The sequence below is a fragment of the Streptomyces composti genome (assembly GCF_012034205.1).
Classification (GTDB): domain Bacteria; phylum Actinomycetota; class Actinomycetes; order Streptomycetales; family Streptomycetaceae; genus Streptomyces; species Streptomyces composti.
The window spans coordinates 18,494-37,103 of record NZ_JAATEM010000002.1 but is presented as its reverse complement, the minus strand read 5'-3'; the positions used below and the strand labels follow the sequence as shown (position 1 = coordinate 37,103).

At 70.5% G+C, this 18,610-nt stretch carries 13 protein-coding genes; 5 read left to right on the top strand and 8 right to left on the bottom strand.

Translation table 11 applies throughout. The features are described 5' to 3' along the window. Positions 1-148: 148 nt before the first annotated feature. The 4 genes from HCJ93_RS01805 to metH all read right to left on the bottom strand — a co-directional run bounded on the left by HCJ93_RS01805 (position 149) and on the right by metH (position 8,210). A complete protein-coding gene (locus tag HCJ93_RS01805) occupies positions 149-1,738 on the bottom strand; it encodes an ABC transporter substrate-binding protein (protein WP_167990450.1) in 1,590 nt (529 codons plus the stop codon). Between the two features lie 67 nt (positions 1,739-1,805). Next, positions 1,806-3,410 carry an ABC transporter substrate-binding protein gene (locus tag HCJ93_RS01800; protein ID WP_167990449.1) on the bottom strand — a complete coding sequence of 535 codons (1,605 nt, stop codon included), beginning with the start codon at positions 3,408-3,410 and terminating at the stop codon, positions 1,806-1,808. A 444-nt stretch (positions 3,411-3,854) separates the two neighbouring features. Continuing rightward, positions 3,855-4,556: an HAD family hydrolase gene (locus HCJ93_RS01795; protein WP_167990447.1), complete on the bottom strand. Its 702-nt coding sequence runs from the start codon at positions 4,554-4,556 to the stop codon at positions 3,855-3,857. Between the two features lie 141 nt (positions 4,557-4,697). Next, positions 4,698-8,210 carry a methionine synthase gene (gene metH / locus HCJ93_RS01790; protein WP_167990445.1) on the bottom strand — a complete coding sequence of 1,171 codons (3,513 nt, stop codon included), beginning with the start codon at positions 8,208-8,210 and terminating at the stop codon, positions 4,698-4,700. 293 nt (positions 8,211-8,503) lie between these two features. On the opposite strand from metH, the gene HCJ93_RS01785 reads away from it, so the two are divergent. The 5 genes from HCJ93_RS01785 (at position 8,504) to HCJ93_RS01765 (ending at position 14,940) form a co-directional block, all read left to right on the top strand. Then, positions 8,504-9,277 (top strand): IclR family transcriptional regulator, encoded by a 774-nt coding sequence (locus HCJ93_RS01785; protein ID WP_167990443.1) that lies wholly within the window; start codon positions 8,504-8,506, stop codon positions 9,275-9,277. Positions 9,278-9,646: 369 nt separating this feature from the next. Continuing rightward, positions 9,647-10,441: an MIP/aquaporin family protein gene (locus HCJ93_RS01780; RefSeq protein ID WP_167990441.1), complete on the top strand. Its 795-nt coding sequence runs from the start codon at positions 9,647-9,649 to the stop codon at positions 10,439-10,441. A 59-nt stretch (positions 10,442-10,500) separates the two neighbouring features. Beyond that, positions 10,501-12,039, top strand: coding sequence for a glycerol kinase GlpK (gene glpK / locus HCJ93_RS01775; protein WP_167990440.1), 1,539 nt, complete (start codon positions 10,501-10,503; stop codon positions 12,037-12,039). A gap of 9 nt (positions 12,040-12,048) precedes the next feature. Continuing rightward, on the top strand, positions 12,049-13,671 hold the full coding sequence (locus HCJ93_RS01770; RefSeq protein WP_167990438.1) for a glycerol-3-phosphate dehydrogenase/oxidase: 1,623 nt from the start codon (positions 12,049-12,051) through the stop codon (positions 13,669-13,671). 282 nt (positions 13,672-13,953) lie between these two features. Then, positions 13,954-14,940, top strand: coding sequence for a PAC2 family protein (locus tag HCJ93_RS01765; RefSeq protein ID WP_167990436.1), 987 nt, complete (start codon positions 13,954-13,956; stop codon positions 14,938-14,940). Positions 14,941-15,047: 107 nt separating this feature from the next. Here HCJ93_RS01765 and mshC read toward each other — a convergent pair whose 3' ends face one another. From mshC to HCJ93_RS01745, 4 genes are all read right to left on the bottom strand, one after another. Beyond that, a complete protein-coding gene (gene mshC / locus HCJ93_RS01760; protein WP_167990434.1) occupies positions 15,048-16,277 on the bottom strand; it encodes a cysteine--1-D-myo-inosityl 2-amino-2-deoxy-alpha-D-glucopyranoside ligase in 1,230 nt (409 codons plus the stop codon). A gap of 109 nt (positions 16,278-16,386) precedes the next feature. Further along, positions 16,387-17,220 (bottom strand): SCO1664 family protein, encoded by an 834-nt coding sequence (locus HCJ93_RS01755; protein ID WP_206316699.1) that lies wholly within the window; start codon positions 17,218-17,220, stop codon positions 16,387-16,389. Beyond that, the gene (locus tag HCJ93_RS01750; protein WP_167990432.1) at positions 17,184-17,774 is read right to left on the bottom strand and encodes a DUF3090 domain-containing protein; all 591 of its coding nucleotides are present in this window, start codon (positions 17,772-17,774) and stop codon (positions 17,184-17,186) included. The genes HCJ93_RS01755 and HCJ93_RS01750 overlap by 37 nt, the downstream gene beginning before the upstream one ends. A gap of 129 nt (positions 17,775-17,903) precedes the next feature. Then, positions 17,904-18,590 (bottom strand): histidine phosphatase family protein, encoded by a 687-nt coding sequence (locus tag HCJ93_RS01745; protein ID WP_167990431.1) that lies wholly within the window; start codon positions 18,588-18,590, stop codon positions 17,904-17,906. Positions 18,591-18,610: the final 20 nt, after the last annotated feature.

Below are 18,610 nucleotides of genomic sequence, written 5' to 3'. Positions count from 1 at the left end.
ATCCGGGCGCCGGAGACGGTCGCTGCGAGCCGGAACAGAACAGCGCGACTCCCGCGACCTCCGCGACTGCTCGGAACGGTTCAGAACGAGGCAGGCGCCCCTTCCCGCGGGAAGGGGCGCCTGTTGCCGTTGCCGGGCCGTGGCCCGCTCAGACCTCGCTCTTGCTGATCTCCCAGAAGCGGAAGACGGTGGAGGCGTCGAGGCAGTACTCGAGTCCGGCGACGCCGTCGCGGACGACCGCGTACTGCTTGCCCTGCCACACCGGGAGGACGGGCAGTTCCTCGGCGACGATGTCCTGGAGCCTGCTGAAGTCCTGGTCGGTGGCGGAGCGGTCACCCTCGGCGGCGGTGCTGGGGATCAGCGAGCCGGTGATGGTGTCGTTCTCGTAGTTGTTGTTCAGGACGTTGCCCTCGCCGAAGAAGGGGCCGGTGAAGTTGTCGGCGTCGGGGTAGTCCGGGACCCAGCCCTTGACGTAGACGCCGTACTTGCCGGCCTCGATGTCCTTCTCGTACTGCTCGAAGTCGACGGACTTCATCTGGGCGTCGAACAGGCCGGAGGCGTTGAGCTGCTTGGCGATCGCGGCGAGTTCCTGGTCGGTGGCCGGGCCGTAGCGGGACGGGGTGGACCACAGGGTGAGCTTCACCTTGCCGGTGATGCCCTCACCGGCGAGCGCCGCGGCGGCCTTGGCCTTGGAGGGACGGTCGCCGTAGGTGTCGAAGAAGGCGGTGTTGTGGCCGCTGATGCCGGCCGGGATGATCGAGTACAGCGGGGTGGCGGTGCCCTGGTAGACGTCCTGGATCAGGGCGTCGCGGTCGATCAGATGGGCGATGGCCTTGCGCACGCCGAGCTTGCCGGTGACCGGGTGGTCCATGTTGAACACCAGGTGCTGGACCTCGGCGCTGCTGCCCTCTATGACCTCGATGGCGCCGGTGCCGTCGTCGGACTTCTCCAGGTCGGAGATGGCCTGGGCGGTGAGGCCACGGTAGGCGACGTCGACCTCGGCGTTCTGGACAGCCTTCTTCAAGGCGTCCTGGTCACCGTGGAAGAACTTCAGCGTGACGCCGCTGTTCTTGGGCTTGGCGGTGCCCTTGTAGTGCTCGTTGACCGAGAAGACGGCTTGCGTGTCGGTGAAGGAGTCCAGCTTGTAGGGGCCTGAGCCGACCGCCTTGCGGTCCTCGCGCAGCCCGTCGGCGTCGTACTCGCGGTGGTTGACGATGGAGCCGGCACCGGACGCGATCTTGCTCGGGAAGGTGGCGTCGGGCGTGTTGAGGCGGAAAACGACGGTCTTGTCGTCCGGGGTCTCCACCTTCTCCAGGCTCGGGAACATGATCGCCGGGCCGTCGGGGTCGTCGATCTTCAGCATGCGGTCGAAGGAGAACTTGACGTCCTTCGAGGTGAGCGGGTCACCGTTGCTGAACTTCAGCCCGTCCTTGAGGGTGCACGTGTAGACCTTGGTCCCGGTGCCCTGGAACGAGCATTCCCGGGCCGCCTCCGGCTGCGGCTCGGTGCCTCCCTTGGGGAAGCTGAGCAGCGACTGGAAGACGTTGTTGAACAACAGCCAGGAGCCCGGGTCGTAGCCCGATGCGGGGTCGGTGGCGAGGACGTCGTCGGACATGCCGACGACGACGTTGTTGCCGTCGTCCCCCGAGTCGCCGTTCTCCGATCCGCAGCCGGTCAGCAGGCCGGAGGCGAGTACTGCCGCGATCGGCAGGACCCGCCACTGGTTGCGCAGGTTCACGTGTGTGCCTTGTCGTTCGTTGCTTCGGATCCCGGGCCACGTCCTTGCCCGGGACCAGGACGGTCCGTCAGCCGCTCACTCCGCGGCCGAGCTCCCACAGCTGGAGCGTGGAGGAGGAGTTGAGCGCGTAGGCGGTGCCGGTGATGTCGCCACGTGCGGCGACGTACTGGTTGCCCTGCCACAGCGGCAGGACCGGCACGTCCTCGGCCACGGTGTTCTGCATCGCCGTCAGGCTTCCGGCCGCTGCCAGCCGGTCGGCCTGGCGGCGCGACTGGGGAATCAGCTTCTTCTGGATCTCGGCGTTGGAGTACGGCGAGTTGAGGAAGTTGTCCTTGTCCAGGAAGGGGGCGAGGAAGTTGTCGGCGTCGGGGAAGTCGGGGAACCAGCCCATCCCGTAGACGTCGTACTTGCCCTTGAGCTCGGCGGGGCGGAAGGTCGCCCAGGGCTCGCCCTTGATGTCCGCCTTGAACAGGCCGCTGTCGTTGAGCTGCTTCTGCAGCTGCTCGAACTCCTTCTTGGTGGCCGGCCCGTAGTGGTCCGTGGTGTAGTGCAGCGTCAGTTCGACCGGGGTGGAGATGCCGGCCTGCTCCAGCAGGGCGCGGGCCTTGGCGGTGCTGGGCTCGCCGTACTTGTTGAAGAACGCGTTGGAGTGGCCGGTGACGCTGGCCGGGACCAGGGAGAACAGCGGCTCGGCCTGGCTGCCGTACACCTTGGAGACCAGTTCGCCGCGGTTGACGATCTGGGCCATGGCCTGGCGGACGGCCTTGCTCTTGACCGGCCCGGCCTCGGTGTTGAAGCCCAGGTAGCGGATCTCCAGGCCGGGCAGCTCGACCAGGTCGATGTCGTCGCCCGCGTTGCCGGAGAGCTTCTTGATCTGCTCGGGCGACATGGTGCGGCTGATGACGTCGATGTCATCCTTCTCCAGCGCCTCGCCCATGGCCTCGGCGCTGTCGAAGGAGACCATCACGACCTTGTCGTTGTTCACCTTCAGCGCGCCCTTGTAGTCGGGGTTCTTGGTGAAGGTGGCGCGGACCAGCTCGTCGTTCTTCGCCTCGATGTCCACGGTGTAGGGGCCGGAGCCGTCGACCCGGAAGCCCTCGCGCAGCTTGTCCTTGGCGTAGTCGTCCGGGTCGACGATGCCGGCGACGGGGGTGGACAGCTTGTACGGGAAGGTGGCGTCGGCGGTCCTGAGGTGGAAGACGACCTCGCGCTCGCCCTGGGTCTCCACGGTGTCGATGGTGTTCAGCAGGGCGGAGACACCGCTGTCGGCCTTCAGGGAGCGCGCCCGGTCGATGGAGTACTTCACATCGGCGGCGGTGACGGGGTCCCCGTCGGCGAAGGTCAGACCGTCGCGCAGGGTGCAGCTGTAGCGCTCGTTGCCGGCGTCGGTGAAGCCGCAGGACTCGGCCGCCTCGGGCACGGGCTCGCCCTCGCCGCGCGGCTGGACCATCAGCGTCTGCACGGTCTGGCGGAGGATGTTCCAGGTGTCCACGCCGTAGGCGTAGGCGGGGTCGAGGGGTGCCGGTGCCTCCTCGGAGGCGGTGAACCGGTCCGTGGTGCCGACGACGATCGCGTCGCCGTCGGTGCGCCCGCTCTCGGTGTCACCACAGGCGGCGATCACCGGTGCGAGCAGGCCGAGTGCGGCCGCAGGCACCAAAGTCTTCCGGTTCATGCTCGGGTTTCTCCACAGCTGTCGATTCCGTGTATCCGGCATGCAGGGGTGGCGCAGCGGACCACGGCGTTGGGGCGATGTTCTCGCGATGAGATTAGTCCGCACCCGCAGAAGGGTTCGCAGTCACCGGAGTTGGGCCCTCATCACGCAGCGGAACCGGGTGTGAACGCACCGGTAAAGGTTCCCGGGGAAGGATCAGAACAACGGCCACCCAATCGGGACACAAGGGCACACCGGTGACCGCCGAAAAGGGGCGGACAGCACATGCCGCCCCCACCCTCGACCGCTGTGAACGTGGTGAAAATCACAGGAAAAACAGGGTCGGTGGTACCGGAAATCATCCGCCGCCGAGGGGCCGAATTTCCTCGCACGGATGTGCTGACGGCCAGGGCGTGTTCGGCTGGAAATTACTGGCACAAGGCCGGTTGCACGCTGGGTGAACGGTCAGGGCATTTCCGTCATCAGGCCGTGCAGGAATGACAGGTTCACGACTTCCAGCGAGGGAACGACGGTACGCCCTGCGGCGGGCAGGATCGGCGCGACGGAGGGCACGGCCACGACCTGGCATCCTGCCGCCTCGGCCGAGGCCACTCCGGTCGCGGTGTCCTCGACCACGGCACACCGCATCGGGTCCACTCCGAGACCTGCGGCGGCCGCCAGGTAGGGGTCGGGGTGCGGCTTGGTGCGCGGGACCTCGTCGCCCGCGACCGACAGCGCGAAGTGGTGCGGGCCGAGAACGGAGAGCACACGGTCGATGATGCGCCGGTGGGAGGCGGAGACGAGCGCCGTGGGGATCTCGTACTCGCGCAGTTCGGCGAGCAGCCGGGCGGCGCCCGGCATCAGCGGCAGGGCCCGGTCGATGCGCTGCTCGAAGCCGTCGTTGAGCAGCACCGCGAGTTCCTCGAGCGAGATGTCGGCGCCGGTCGCCTCGATCAGGAACCCCGCACTGCGGGTCATCGGCCCGCCGACCACGACATGGCGCCAGGATTCGTCGAGGGTGTGGCCGAGGGAGGCGAAGACCTCGCACTCGACGTCCCACCAGAAGCCCTCGGTGTCCACCAGCGTGCCGTCCATGTCGAGGAGCACGGCCTGCAGGGCAGAGCCCTCGGCCGTCCGGGTACCGAGCGCGGGGACCGTACTGGTCATCCACGTACCTCCTTCACAGGGACGATCAGGCCGGTCCCCGTGCGGGAACCGGCCTGCAGTGGACCGACCAGTGTACGTCGTGTGCCGGAGGAACGCCTCTTGTCGCACGTCGGGCCCCGCTGACGGGGCCCGTGCGCGGTCTCAGCGGGCGTTGAAGTACTTGGCCTCCGGGTGGTGGATCACGATGGCGTCGGTGGACTGCTCGGGGTGCAGCTGGAACTCCTCGGACAGTTGCACGCCGATGCGTTCCGGCTGGAGCAGGTCGGCGATCTTGGCGCGGTCCTCCAGGTCGGGGCAGGCGCCGTAGCCGAGGGAGAAGCGGGCGCCCCGGTACTTCAGGGCGAACATGTCCTCCATCTCCTCGGGGTCCTCCCCCGCGAAGCCCAGCTCGGAGCGGACCCGGGCGTGCCAGTACTCGGCGAGCGCCTCCGCCAGCTGCACGGACAGCCCGTGCAGTTCCAGGTAGTCGCGGTAGGCGTTGGCCTCGAACAGCCGCGCGGTCTCCTCACCGATGCGGGAGCCGACGGTGACCACCTGGAGCCCGACGACGTCCCGCTCGCCGGACTCCTCCGGGCGGAAGAAGTCGGCCAGGCACAGCCTGCGGCCGCGACGCTGGCGCGGGAAGGTGAAGCGGGTGCGCTCGTTGCCCTGCTCGTCCAGGATGATCAGGTCGTCGTCCTTGGACACGCACGGGAAGTAGCCGTAGACCACGGCCGCCTCCAGCAGGTTCTCCCGCTGCAGCTTGTCCAGCAGGCCGCGCAGCCGGGGCCGGCCCTCCGTCTCGACCAGCTCCTCGTAGGTCGGGCCCTCGCCGGTGCGGGCCTGCTTCAGCCCCCACTGGCCCTTGAACAGGGCCCCCTCGTCGATCCAGCTCGCGTACTCCTTGAGCTGGATGCCCTTGACCACGCGGGTCCCCCAGAACGGCGGGGTGGGCACCGGGTTGTCGGTGGCGACGTCGGACCGGACGTGCCCGGCCTCGGGGCGCTCCTCCACCTCGACGGTGGCCGCGCGGACCCGGCGCGGGCGCAGCTCGGGCAGCTTGGCGCCGGGCACACCGCGCTTGATGCCGATGAGGGCGTCCATCAGGCGCAGGCCCTCGAAGGCGTCGCGGGCGTAGCGGACCTCGCCCTGGTAGAGCTCGTGCAGGTCCTGCTCGACATACGCGCGGGTGAGGGCGGCGCCGCCGAGGATGACCGGGTAGCGGGCGGCGAGGCCGCGCTGGTTCAGCTCCTCGAGGTTCTCCTTCATGATCACCGTGGACTTCACCAGCAGGCCCGACATGCCGATCACATCGGCCCGGTGCTCCTCGGCGGCCTCCAGGATCGCCGAGACCGGCTGCTTGATGCCGAGGTTGACCACGTTGTAGCCGTTGTTCGACAGGATGATGTCGACCAGGTTCTTGCCGATGTCGTGCACGTCGCCGCGGACGGTGGCCAGCACGATGGTGCCCTTGCCGGCCTCGTCGGTCTTCTCCATGTGCGGCTCGAGGTGGGCCACCGCGGCCTTCATCACCTCGGCGGACTGGAGCACGAACGGCAGCTGCATCTGACCGGAGCCGAACAGCTCGCCGACGACCTTCATGCCGTCGAGCAGCGTGTCGTTGACGATGTCCAGGGCCTTGCGGGTCTTGAGGGCCTCGTCGAGGTCGTCCTCCAGGCCGTTGCGCTCGCCGTCGATGATGCGCCGCTTCAGGCGCTCGTCCAGCGGCAGCGCGGCCAGCTCCTCCGCCCTGCCCGCCTTCAGGGACTTGGCGGTGGCGCCCTCGAAGAGCTGCATCAGCTTCTGCAGCGGGTCGTAGCCCTCGCGCCGCCGGTCGTAGATCAGGTCGAGCGCGGTGTCGACCTCCTCCTCGCTGAACCGGGCGATGGGCAGGATCTTGCTCGCGTGCACGATCGCCGAGTCCAGGCCCGCCTTGACGCACTCGTCGAGGAAGACGGAGTTCAGCAGAATGCGGGCGGCCGGGTTGAGGCCGAAGGAGATGTTGGACAGGCCGAGCGTGGTCTGCACGCGCGGGTGCCGCCGCTTGAGCTCGCGGATGGCCTCGATGGTGGCGACGCCGTCCTTGCGGGACTCCTCCTGCCCGGTGCAGATGGTGAAGGTCAGGCAGTCGACGAGGATGTCCTCCTCGCGGATGCCCCAGTTGCCGGTGAGGTCGGCGATCAGGCGTTCGGCGATCTCGACCTTCTTCTCGGCGGTGCGGGCCTGGCCCTCCTCGTCGATGGTGAGCGCGATCAGGGCGGCGCCGTGCTCCTTGGCGAGCCGGGTGACCTGCGCGAAGCGGGAGTCGGGTCCGTCGCCGTCCTCGTAGTTGACCGAGTTGATCACGGCGCGCCCGCCGAGCTTCTCCAGGCCGGCCCGGATGACGTCCACCTCGGTGGAGTCCAGCACGATCGGCAGGGTGGAGGCGGTGGCGAAGCGGCCGGCCAGCTCGCGCATGTCGGCGACGCCGTCGCGGCCGACGTAGTCGACGCACAGGTCGAGCATGTGCGCGCCCTCGCGGATCTGCTCGCGGGCCATCTCCACGCAGTCGTCCCAGCGGCCGTCCAGCATGGCCTCGCGGAACTTCTTGGAGCCGTTGGCGTTGGTGCGCTCGCCGATGGCCAGGTAGGAGGTGTCCTGGCGGAACGGCACCGACTGGTAGAGGGAGGCGGCGCCGGGCTCGGGCTGCGGGTCGCGTTCCGGCGGGGTCACCCCGCGCACCCGCTCCACCAGTTGGCGCAGGTGCTCGGGGGTGGTGCCGCAGCAGCCGCCGACCAGGGACAGTCCGTAGTCGCGGACGAAGGCCTCCTGGGCGTCGGCCAGGCCCTTGGCGTCGAGCGGGAAGTGGGCGCCGTCCTTGGTGAGGACGGGCAGGCCGGCGTTGGGCATGCACAGCAGCGGGATGCGCGAGTGCCGGGCGAGGAAACGCAGGTGCTCGCTCATCTCGGCGGGCCCGGTCGAGCAGTTCAGGCCGATCATGTCGATGCCGAGCGGCTCCAGCGCGGTCAGCGCGGCCCCGATCTCGCTGCCGAGCAGCATGGTGCCGGTGGTCTCGAAAGCCATGGAGGCCAGCAGCGGCACCTCGGTGCCGGTCGCCTCCATCGCCTTGCGGGCACCCAGGATGGAGGCCTTGGTCTGCAGCAGGTCCTGGGTGGTCTCCACGATCAGCGCGTCGGCGCCGCCCGCGAGCAGGCCCTCGGCGTTGGCCTGGTAGCCGTCGCGGATGGTGCCGTAGTCGATGTGGCCCAGGGTGGGCAGCTTGGTGCCGGGGCCGATGGAGCCGAGCACCCAGCGGGTGCGGCCGTCGCGGGCGGCGTGCTCGTCGGCCACCTCGCGGGCGATCCGGGCACCCGCCTCGGACAGCTCGTACACCCGGTCGGAGATGTCGTACTCCGCCATCGCGGTGTGGTTGGCGCCGAACGTGTTGGTCTCGACGCAGTCGACGCCGGCGTCGAAGTACTCGGAGTGGACCGAACGGACGATGTCGGGGCGGGTCAGGTTCAGGATCTCGTTGCAGCCCTCGAGGTTCTGGAAGTCCTCGAGCGTGGGGTCCTGGGCCTGGAGCATGGTGCCCATCGCTCCGTCGGCTACGACCACTCGGGTGGCGAGCGCCTCGCGGAGTCCGGACACGCGGGTCCTGCTGTCGGCGGAAGGGGTGGGCGGCAACGAGGCCATGGAAGGGGCTCCCTCTGAGTGCGACGGCTGTCGGCTTTGCGCCTGCCCGGAAGTCACGGGGGGACTTCCCCGGCGGGGCGCACGCCGTCAGGGTATCCGGGACCGCGCCCTGATGTTCAGAGCGTCCACGGGGCGGACGATGATGGCCGGCGGCGGTGTGTGCGGCAGCTGACGCAACGGATCTCGCACGACCATTAGCGAGAGGTCGGCATGGACCGGTAGTGTTCGACATTGCCGAACAGCGGCAGCGACGTCGCACGTCGACGCTCGAAGGGGACGGAGGCAGTACGGCGATGGCACGGAACATCCAGTCGCTCGAACGGGCGGCGGCGATGCTGCGGCTGCTCGCGGGCGGCGAGCGACGGCTCGGCCTGTCGGACATCGCCTCGTCGCTGGGCCTCGCCAAGGGCACCGCCCACGGGATCCTCCGCACCCTCCAGCAGGAGGGCTTCGTCGAGCAGGACGAGGCCTCCGGCCGCTATCAGCTGGGCGCCGAGCTGCTGCGCCTCGGCACCACCTACCTGGACGTGCACGAGCTGCGGGCGCGGGCGCTGGTGTGGACGGACGACCTGGCCCGCTCCAGCGGCGAGAGCGTCTATCTGGGCGTGCTGCACCAGCAGGGCGTGCTGATCGTGCACCACGTCTTCCGGCCCGACGACAGCCGGCAGGTGCTGGAGATAGGCGCCATGCAGCCGCTGCACTCCACGGCCCTGGGCAAGGTGCTCTCCGCCTACGACCCGGTGGCGCACAGCGAGGCCGTCGAGGCCGACCGCAAGGCGTTCACCGAGCGGACCGTGTGCGACCTGGACGCCTTCGAGAGCATCCTCGACCTCACCCGGGCGCGCGGCTACGCGGCGGACGTGGAGGAGACCTGGGAGGGCGTCGCCTCGATCGCCGCGCCGATCCACGACCGGCGGCGCATGCCGGTGGGCGCGGTGGGCATCACCGGCGCCGTGGAGCGGGTGTGCCGGCCCGACGAGGAGGGGGCACTGCGCCCCGAGCTGATCGCGGCGGTGCGCGACTGCGCCCGCGCGGTGTCGCGGGACCTGGGCGCCGGACGCTTCTGAGCGGACCCGGCACCCGCGTGACACCGGGACCGGAACGCGGGCGGCACGAGGACCGGAATGCCGTACGGCGTTCCGGCTTCAGTCGTACTCTGAGACAGACATATCGGACACAGGGTGACAGGCCCGCCCCGTAGATCAATACCTCACGGCAATCAACAACGATCGCACTTTCGACAACCAGACTCTTGACGCACGTCTTACGCCGGGCAAGACTCCCGTCCATCGGTCGGCATTGTCGAACACCTACCGGCAATACGCGCTAGAGTGTGGCAACGCCAAGGGCCGGCATCGCTCTCACCCTCGAGGGCGCCGCTCCCCGGTGGGACCCGGGGGTCGGCTTCCCTGGACGTAAGGACAAAGGAGTCGCGGGTGTCCAGCTCCGACATCTTCATCGGCGAGACCATCGGTACCGCCATACTCATCCTGCTCGGCGGCGGCGTCTGTGCCGCCGTGACGCTGAAGGCCTCCAAGGCCCGTAACGCCGGCTGGCTCACCATCGCCTTCGGCTGGGGCTTCGCCGTCATGACGGCGGTGTACATCGCCGGCCCCCTGTCCGGCGCACACCTCAACCCGGCCGTGACCCTCGCCCTCGCCATCAAGGACGGCGAGTGGTCGAACGTTCCGACCTACTTCGCCGGAGAGTTCCTCGGCGCGATGATCGGTGCGGCGCTGGTCTGGGTGGCCTACTACGGCCAGTTCCACGCCCACCTCACCGACAAGGAGATCGTCGGCGGTCCGGGGGCGCAGGCCACCGCCGCCAAGTCGGTCGAGGCCCAGGAACAGGGCGCGGGCCCGGTGCTCGGCATCTTCTCCACCGGCCCGGAGATCCGCCACGCGGTGCAGAACCTGGCCACGGAGATCATCGGCACCTTCGTTCTGCTGCTGGCCGTGCTCACCCAGGGCCTCAACGCCGAGGGCAACGGCCTCGGTGTCCTCGGCGGTCTGATCACGGCGCTCGTGGTCGTCTCGATCGGTCTGTCGCTGGGCGGTCCGACCGGCTACGCCATCAACCCGGCCCGCGACCTCGGCCCCCGTATCGTCCACGCCCTGCTGCCCCTGCCCAACAAGGGCGGCTCCGACTGGGGCTACGCCTGGATCCCGGTGGTCGGTCCGCTGATCGGCGGCGCCATCGCGGCCGGCATCTACAACGTCGCCTTCGCCTGAGCTTCAGTAGAAGCGCCGTACGTACAGCCCCGTAATCAAGGAACCCCCAGGAGCACACAGTGACCGACGCCCACACCGCCGGCCCGTTCATCGCAGCCATCGACCAGGGCACCACCTCGTCCCGCTGCATCGTCTTCGACCGCGACGGCCGCATCGTCGCCGTCGACCAGAAGGAGCACGAGCAGATCTTCCCCAAGCCGGGCTGGGTCGAGCACGACGCCACCGAGATCTGGACCAATGTGCAGGAGGTCGTCGCCGGTGCCGTGGAGAAGGCCGGCATCACCCGCGACGACATCAAGGCCATCGGCATCACCAACCAGCGCGAGACCACCGTGCTGTGGGACAAGAACACCGGTGAGCCCGTCCACAACGCCATCGTCTGGCAGGACACCCGCACCGACGCCCTGTGCAAGGAGCTCGGGCGCAACGTCGGCCAGGACCGCTTCCGCCGCGAGACCGGCCTTCCCCTCGCCTCCTACTTCGCCGGTCCCAAGGCCCGCTGGCTGCTCGACAACGTCGAGGGTCTCAAGGAGCGCGCCGAGGCGGGCGACATCCTCTTCGGCACCATGGACACCTGGGTCATCTGGAACCTGACCGGCGGTGTGAACGGCGGGCGGCACGTCACCGACGTCACCAACGCCTCCCGCACCCTGCTGATGAACCTGCACACCATGCAGTGGGACGAGAAGATCGCCGAGTCCATCGGCGTGCCGACGGCGATGCTCCCGGAGATCCGCTCCTCCGCCGAGGTCTACGGCGAGATCAAGGGCGGCAAGCTGGGCGAGCTGCTCGGCGGCATCCCGGTCGCCTCCGCGCTCGGCGACCAGCAGGCGGCGCTGTTCGGCCAGACCTGCTTCTCCGAGGGCGAGACCAAGTCGACCTACGGCACCGGCACCTTCATGGTGATGAACACCGGTGACAAGCTGATCAACTCCTACAGCGGCCTGCTGACCACGGTCGGCTACCAGATCGGCGACCAGAAGCCGGTCTACGCCCTGGAGGGCTCCATCGCCGTCACCGGCTCGCTGGTGCAGTGGATGCGCGACCAGATGGGGCTGATCTCCACCGCCGCCGAGATCGAGACCCTCGCACTCTCGGTCGAGGACAACGGCGGCGCCTACTTCGTGCCGGCCTTCTCCGGCCTGTTCGCCCCGTACTGGCGCGCCGACGCCCGCGGTGTGATCGCCGGCCTGACCCGGTACGTCACCAAGGCGCACCTCGCGCGCGCCGTCCTGGAGGCCACCGCCTGGCAGACGCGGGAGATCGCGGACGCCATGACCAAGGACTCCGGAGTGGAACTGACCGCTCTCAAGGTCGACGGCGGCATGACCTCCAACAACCTGCTGATGCAGACGCTCTCGGACTTCCTGGACGCCCCCGTGGTGCGCCCGATGGTCGCCGAGACCACCTGCCTCGGCGCCGCATACGCCGCCGGCCTCGCCGTCGGCTTCTGGAACAGCACCGACGACCTGCGCGCCAACTGGCGCCGGGCCGCCGAGTGGACACCCCGCATGGACGCGGAGACCCGCGACCGTGAGTACAAGAACTGGCTCAAGGCCGTCGAGCGGACCATGGGCTGGCTCGAGGACGAGGAGTAAGAACCCGACATGACCACTCAGTCCACCCTGCAGTCCATACCTGCTCTGGGCACGCGCCCGGCCTCCGGCTCGAACCCGAGCCGGGCCGAGACCAGGGAGCAGCTTGCCAAGGCGTCGTACGACCTTCTCGTCATCGGCGGCGGCATCCTGGGCATCTCCACCGCCTGGCACGCCGCGCAGTCCGGCCTCAGGGTGGCTCTGGTGGACGCCGGCGACTGGGCCGGCGCCACCTCCTCCGCCTCCTCCAAGCTGCTCCACGGCGGTCTGCGCTACCTGCAGACCGGCGCGGTGAAGCTGGTGGCGGAGAACCACTTCGAGCGCCGTGCGGTCTCACGCCAGGTGGCCCCCCACCTGGCGAATCCGCTGACCTTCTACCTCCCGGTGTACAAGGGCGGGCCGCACGGCGCGGCGAAGCTCGGGGCGGGCGTGTTCGCCTACTCCGCGCTCTCCGCCTTCGGAGACGGCGTCGGCCACCTGCTCAGCCCCGCCAAGGCCGCGCAGGACGTGCCCGAGCTGCGCACCGAGAACCTCAAGGCGGTCGCCGTCTACGGCGACGACCAGATGAACGACGCGCGCATGGCGCTGATGACGGTGCGGGCCGCGGCCGACGCGGGCGCCGTCGTGCTCAACCACGCCGAGGTCACGGGGCTGCGCTTCACCCGGGGCCGGGTCACCGGCGCCGAGCTGCGCGACCGGCTCTCCGGCGACGAGTTCGGGGTGAACGCCCGCCTCGTGCTGAACGCCACCGGACCGTGGGTCGACCACCTGCGCCGGATGGAGGACCCGAACGCGGCTCCGTCCATCCGCCTGTCGAAGGGCGCGCACCTGGTCCTGAAGCGGACCTCGCCGTGGCGGGCCGCGCTGGCCACCCCGATCGACAAGTACCGGATCACCTTCGCCCTCCCCTGGGAGGACATGCTGCTGCTCGGCACGACCGACGAGGAGTACGAGGGCGACCCGGCCGAGGTGGCGGTCACCGAGAAGGACGTCTCCCAGATCCTGGACGAGGCCGCCTTCTCCATCCGTGACCAGCAGCTCGAGCGTGACCTGATCACCTACTCCTTCGCCGGTCTGCGGGTGCTGCCGGGCGGTCCCGGCGACACCGCCAAGGCCAAGCGGGAGACCGTGGTGACCGAGGGCCGGGGCGGCATGCTCTCCGTGGCCGGCGGCAAGTGGACCACCTTCCGCCACATCGGCCGGACGGTGATGCGCAAGCTGCAGACGCTGCCGGGCCGGCCGCTGGGCGACGACTTCGAGCCGATCGGCGCGCTGCCGAAGAAGGTGCCGCTGCCCGGCGTCGCCAACCCGCGCGCCGTCGCCCACCGCCTCCTCGTCGACCACCCGGCGCCCGGTCCGCGGATGGCCGCGGACACCGCGAAGCACCTGGCCACCCACTACGGTTCGCTGGCCTTCGACATCGCCCGTCTGGCCAACGACGACCCGGCGCTCGGCCGGCGCATCCACCCGGACGCGCCGGAGATCTGGGCGCAGGTCGTCTGGGCCCGGGACCACGAGTGGGCGGAGACGGTGGACGACGTGCTGCGCCGCCGCACCACCCTGACCATCCGGGGCCTGGCCACCGACGAGGTCCGCGCGGACGTGCAGGAGATCCTGGACAAGAAGCAGGCGTGAGTCCCCGGCTCCCCCGCACGGGAGCCGGACCGGGGCGGCCCCTCGCCGACGGGGCCGTCCCTTCGCCGTCCTCGGGGGCCGCTCACCACCGGCCCGCCCCCGCACGGCGCGGGCCGGACTCCGTTCGGGACGGCCGGGTCGGCCGGTGCCCGCCACCCGGTGTTTCCGTGCCCTGTGCAGGGGCAGTGATGGGGCACTCCCCCTGCGAGGGGGCTGCGGGCGTCCCCTCCGCACGCCGTAAGGTTGGGGGGTACGTGAGGGCTCGTCGGAAGGAGGCCGTGGGTGATCGAGCTCGAGGGGGTTCCCGAGCTGGTCGACCCGGTCATGGTGGCCGCGTTCGAGGGCTGGAACGACGCCGGCGACGCCGCCTCGACCGCGGTCGCGCATCTGGAGCGGGAATGGAAGGGCGAGGTGTTCGCGGCGCTGGACGCCGAGGACTACTACGACTTCCAGGTGAACCGTCCCACAGTGTTCATGGAGGCCGGTGTCCGGAAGATCACCTGGCCGACGACAAGGTTGTCGGTGGTTCGCGTCGGCGGCGACAAGCCGCGCGACCTGGTGCTGGTCCGGGGCATCGAACCGTCCATGCGCTGGCGCTCGTTCTGCAACGAGCTGCTCGGCTTCGCCCACGAGCTCGGCATCGAGCTGGTGGTGATCCTGGGCGCGCTGCTCGGGGACACCCCGCACACCCGTCCGGTCCCGATCAGCGGGACCACCTCCGACGCGGGCCTGGCCCGCCGGATGGACCTGGAGGAGACCAAGTACGAGGGTCCGACCGGCATCGTCGGTGTGCTGCAGGAGGCCTGCACCCACGCGGGCGTCCCGGCGGTGTCGCTGTGGGCTGCGGTGCCGCACTACGTCTCCCAGCCGCCCAACCCGAAGGCCACGCTGGCGCTGCTCAACCGGCTGGAGGACCTGATCGACGTGCGGATCCCGCTGGGCGAGCTGCCCGAGGACGCGCGCGCCTGGCAGGTGGGGGTGGACCAGCTGGCCGCCGAGGACAGCGAGGTCGCCGAGTACGTGCAGACGCTGGAGGAGGCCCGGGACACCGCGGAGCTGCCGGAGGCGTCGGGTGAAGCGATTGCCCGCGAGTTCGAGCGCTATCTGCGGCGCCGGGACGGTTCCTCGGGCCCGTCCGCGGGCGGGCACGCCACGGCGGACGGCGCGGACGGCCCGGCCTCCTACCGGCGGGAGAACCCGGGCGGACGCACCCGCCCGCCCAGGCCGTCGCAGCAGGACTCCGACGAGGAGGAGTCCTCGGAGGACTGACCGCCGGCGGCCGCCGGACCGCGCGGACAGACGAGTGGGGCGCCCCGTCCCGGACGGGGCGCCCCACTCGTCTGCAGTCCTGCTGGTGCTGGTGCTGGAAGGTTTCCCTACAGGGCGACGCCCAGCAGGGCGTCCACCGCGCGGGAGACGACGCCGGGCGCGCCGGTGTCGGTGCCGCCGGTCTCCTCCTGCCGCACCACCCAGCGGTCGACGGCGGCCAGCGCGGCCGGGGCGTTCAGGTCGTCGGCGAGGGCGTCGCGGATCTCCTCGACCAGCGCGTCCGCGGGCGGGCCGTCGGGGCGGGAAACCGCCGCACGCCAGTGATCGAGCCGGGTCACCGCGTCCCGCAGAACCTGGTCGGTCCACTCCCAGTCGCTGCGGTAGTGGTGAGCGAGCAGCGCCAGCCGGATGGCGGCGGGGTCGACGCCCTCACGGCGCAGCTGGGAGACGAAGACCAGATTGCCCTTGGACTTGGACATCTTCTCGCCGTTCAGGGCGACCATGCCGGCGTGCACATAGGCCTTGGCCATGGGGAACTCGCCGGTGAGCACCTGGGCGTGGGAGGCGCCCATCTCGTGGTGCGGGAAGACCAGGTCGGAGCCGCCGCCCTGGACGTCGAAGCCCATGCCGAGGTGGTCCAGGGCGATCGCCACGCACTCGATGTGCCAGCCGGGGCGGCCCCGGCCGAGGGAACCGCCGTCCCAGCTGGGCTCGCCCTCGCGGGCGGCCATCCAGAGCATCGGGTCGAGGGGGTTCTTCTTGCCGGGCCGGTCGGGGTCCCCGCCGCGCTCGGCGGACAGCATCCGCATGGCGGCGGCGTCGAGGTGGGAGACCTCCCCGAAGTGCGGGTCGGACTCCACGGAGAAGTAGATGTCGCCCTCGAGCTCGTAGGCGGCGCCGAGCTGCCTCAGCCGCTCCACCAGCGGGACGATGCCGGGTATGGCCTCCACGGCGCCTATGTAGTGGCGCGGGGGCAGCATCCGCAGGGCCGTCATGTCCTCGCGGAAGAGCGCGGTCTCCCTCTCGGCGAGGACCGCCCAGTCGACGCCGTCGCGCTGGGCCCGCTCCAGCAGCGGGTCGTCGACGTCGGTGACGTTCTGGACGTAGTGCACCTGCCGCTTGTTGTCGAGCCACACGCGCTGCACGAGGTCGAACGCGTTGTAGGTCGCCGCGTGCCCGATGTGGGTGGCGTCGTACGGGGTGATGCCGCAGACGTAGATGCGGGCGACGGGGCCGGGGTCCAGGGTGACCGGACCGCCGGTCGCGGTGTCATGGATCCTCAGGTCGCGGCCCTGACCGGGCAGGGCGGGGACGTCGGAAGCGGGCCAGGCATGCATGCGTCGAGCCTAACCGGACCGCAGTTCCGGATACGAACCGGAGGCGGCCGGATGACCAAACCGGCGGTCTTGCGCATCGCCGTCTTGTGTGCTGCGGCAGCGGCCCCGCTCAGACCGGCGGCCAGGGGATGGCGGGCCAGTCGCCGCCCGGCTCCGGATGACGGCCGGTGCTGAGCAGCGCCTCGACGCGGGCCCGGGTCTGCTCGATCTCGGCGGGGGTGAGCAGCGGGGCGAGCCGGGCGGCGAGCGGACCGCCGTCCGCGAGCGCCTTGCCGAGCCCGTCGAGGACCTCGAGGGCCTCCGGCGTCAGCGGCTCACCCGCCCAGCCCCACAGCAGGGTGCGCAGCTTGTTCTCGACGTTGAAGGTGACGCCGTGGTCGATCCCGTACAGCCGGCCGTCCTCGGCGGGCAGCAGGTGGCCGCCCTTGCGGTCGGCGTTGTTGATCACCGCGTCGAGGACGGCGATCCTGCGCAGCCGCTCGTCGTCGGCGTGCACGAGGAGCGCGGTGCGGCCCTCGCCGACGTCGGCGAGGCCGATCGCCTTCCAGCCCGGTTCCGGTTCCTCGGCGTCCACCAGGGCGAGCAGCCCGGCGTCCGGCGTCGCCTTGATCCACAGCTGGCACATGCCCTCGCCGTACGGGCCGTCCCGCAGCACGGTCGGCGGGACCAGGCCCCAGCCGGTCGCCTCGGAGACCTCGTAGGCCGCGACCTCCCGTCCGGCGAGTGTGCCGTCGGGGAAGTCCCACAGCGGCCGCTCCCCCGCGACCGGCTTGTAGACGCAGGCGGCCTCGCGGCCCTCGTGGCGGACGGTGCAGTACAGGGCGGCGTTCGACGCCTCACGGATACGGCCGCGCACGGTCAGCTCGCCGTGGGCGAGCAGCTCCCGGGCGGCCGGGCCGGCGGGCGTCACGCTCCCCGGCGGTATCCGTTCTGGCGCGGACATACGTGTCCTTCCGGGTCGAGCGGGAGGCTGCACAGCGGGCACGGCGGCCGCCCGGCGTTGACGACGTCGAGGGCGCGCTTGGCGAAGGCCCGGGCCTGGGCGCCGGTGAGCCGGACGCGCAGCATCGGGGGGCCGTTCTCCTCGTCCTGGAGCAGCCGCTCCTCGGCCTCGGCGAGATCCTCATCGGACTCGGCGTCCAGCTCGACCAGGGCCTGCGCCTCGACGATCATGCGCTGCTCCTCGCCGTCCCAGGCCAGGGCCATCGTGCCGACGCGGAACTCCTCCTCCACCGGGGTGTCCAGCGGGGCGGTGTCGGTGATCTCGGCCGGTGCCACGGCCGGCACCGCGGCGCTGCCGCCGCTGCGCCGGACCACCTCGTCGAGCAGCTCGTCCATGCGCTCGGCGAGCGCGGCGACCTGGGTCTTCTCCAGGGCCACGCTGGTCACCCGGGAGCCGGCGGAGGCCTGGAGGAAGAACGTACGGCGCCCGGGCAGTCCGACCGTACCGGCCACGAAGCGGTCCGGTTGGTCATAGAGGAACACCTGACGGGACACGTCCTGTCTCCATTGCGAGTCGTGGGTGTGGTGGGTGCTGTGGGTAGGGATGCGAGTCGGGGGTACGGGCGGTCTGTGAACTCGAAGGCGGACAGTGCTGCAACCGCTTCACCCTACTGCGGCCGACGATCACGGTGCGCCCGCGCCGCCCCCGACCGTGGCGTCGTCGGCGGGCGGCCCGTCCTTCGGCACCAGCGAGGCGAAGTCGCCGGTGTCGCCGAGGCGGAGCAGGAAGGGACGCAGCCGGGTGTAACGGATCGCGGTGACGGAACACGGATCCACGGAGATCCGCTGGAAGAGGTCGAGATGAAGTCCGAGTGCGTCGGCGACGAGGGACTTGATGATGTCCCCGTGCGAACACATCAGGTACACGGCGTCGGCACCGTGGTCGCGCTCCACCCGCGCGTTCCACTCGCGGACCGCCTCGGCGGCGCGGTGCTGCATCGCCCGCATGGACTCCCCGCCGGGGAACGCCGCGGCCGTCGGGTGCGCCTGCACCACCTCCATCAGCGGCTCGTCCTTCAGCTCGTCGAGCTTGCGGCCCGACCAGTCGCCGTAGTCGCACTCGGAGATGCGGTCGTCGGTGTGCGCGGCCAGGCCGGGGCGGGCCTCGAGCAGCGGCCGGACCGTCTCCCGGCAGCGCTGCAGCGGGCTGGTGACGACCTCGGCGAGCGGCACCCCGGCGAGCCGTGCGGGCAGGGCGGCGGCCTGTGCGGCGCCGCGTTCGTCGAGCGCGACACCGGGCATCCGGCCGGCGAGCACGCGCTCGGTGTTGGCGGTGGAACGTCCGTGCCGGACCAGCAACAAGGTGGGCATGCGGCCCAGGGTAGGCGCAG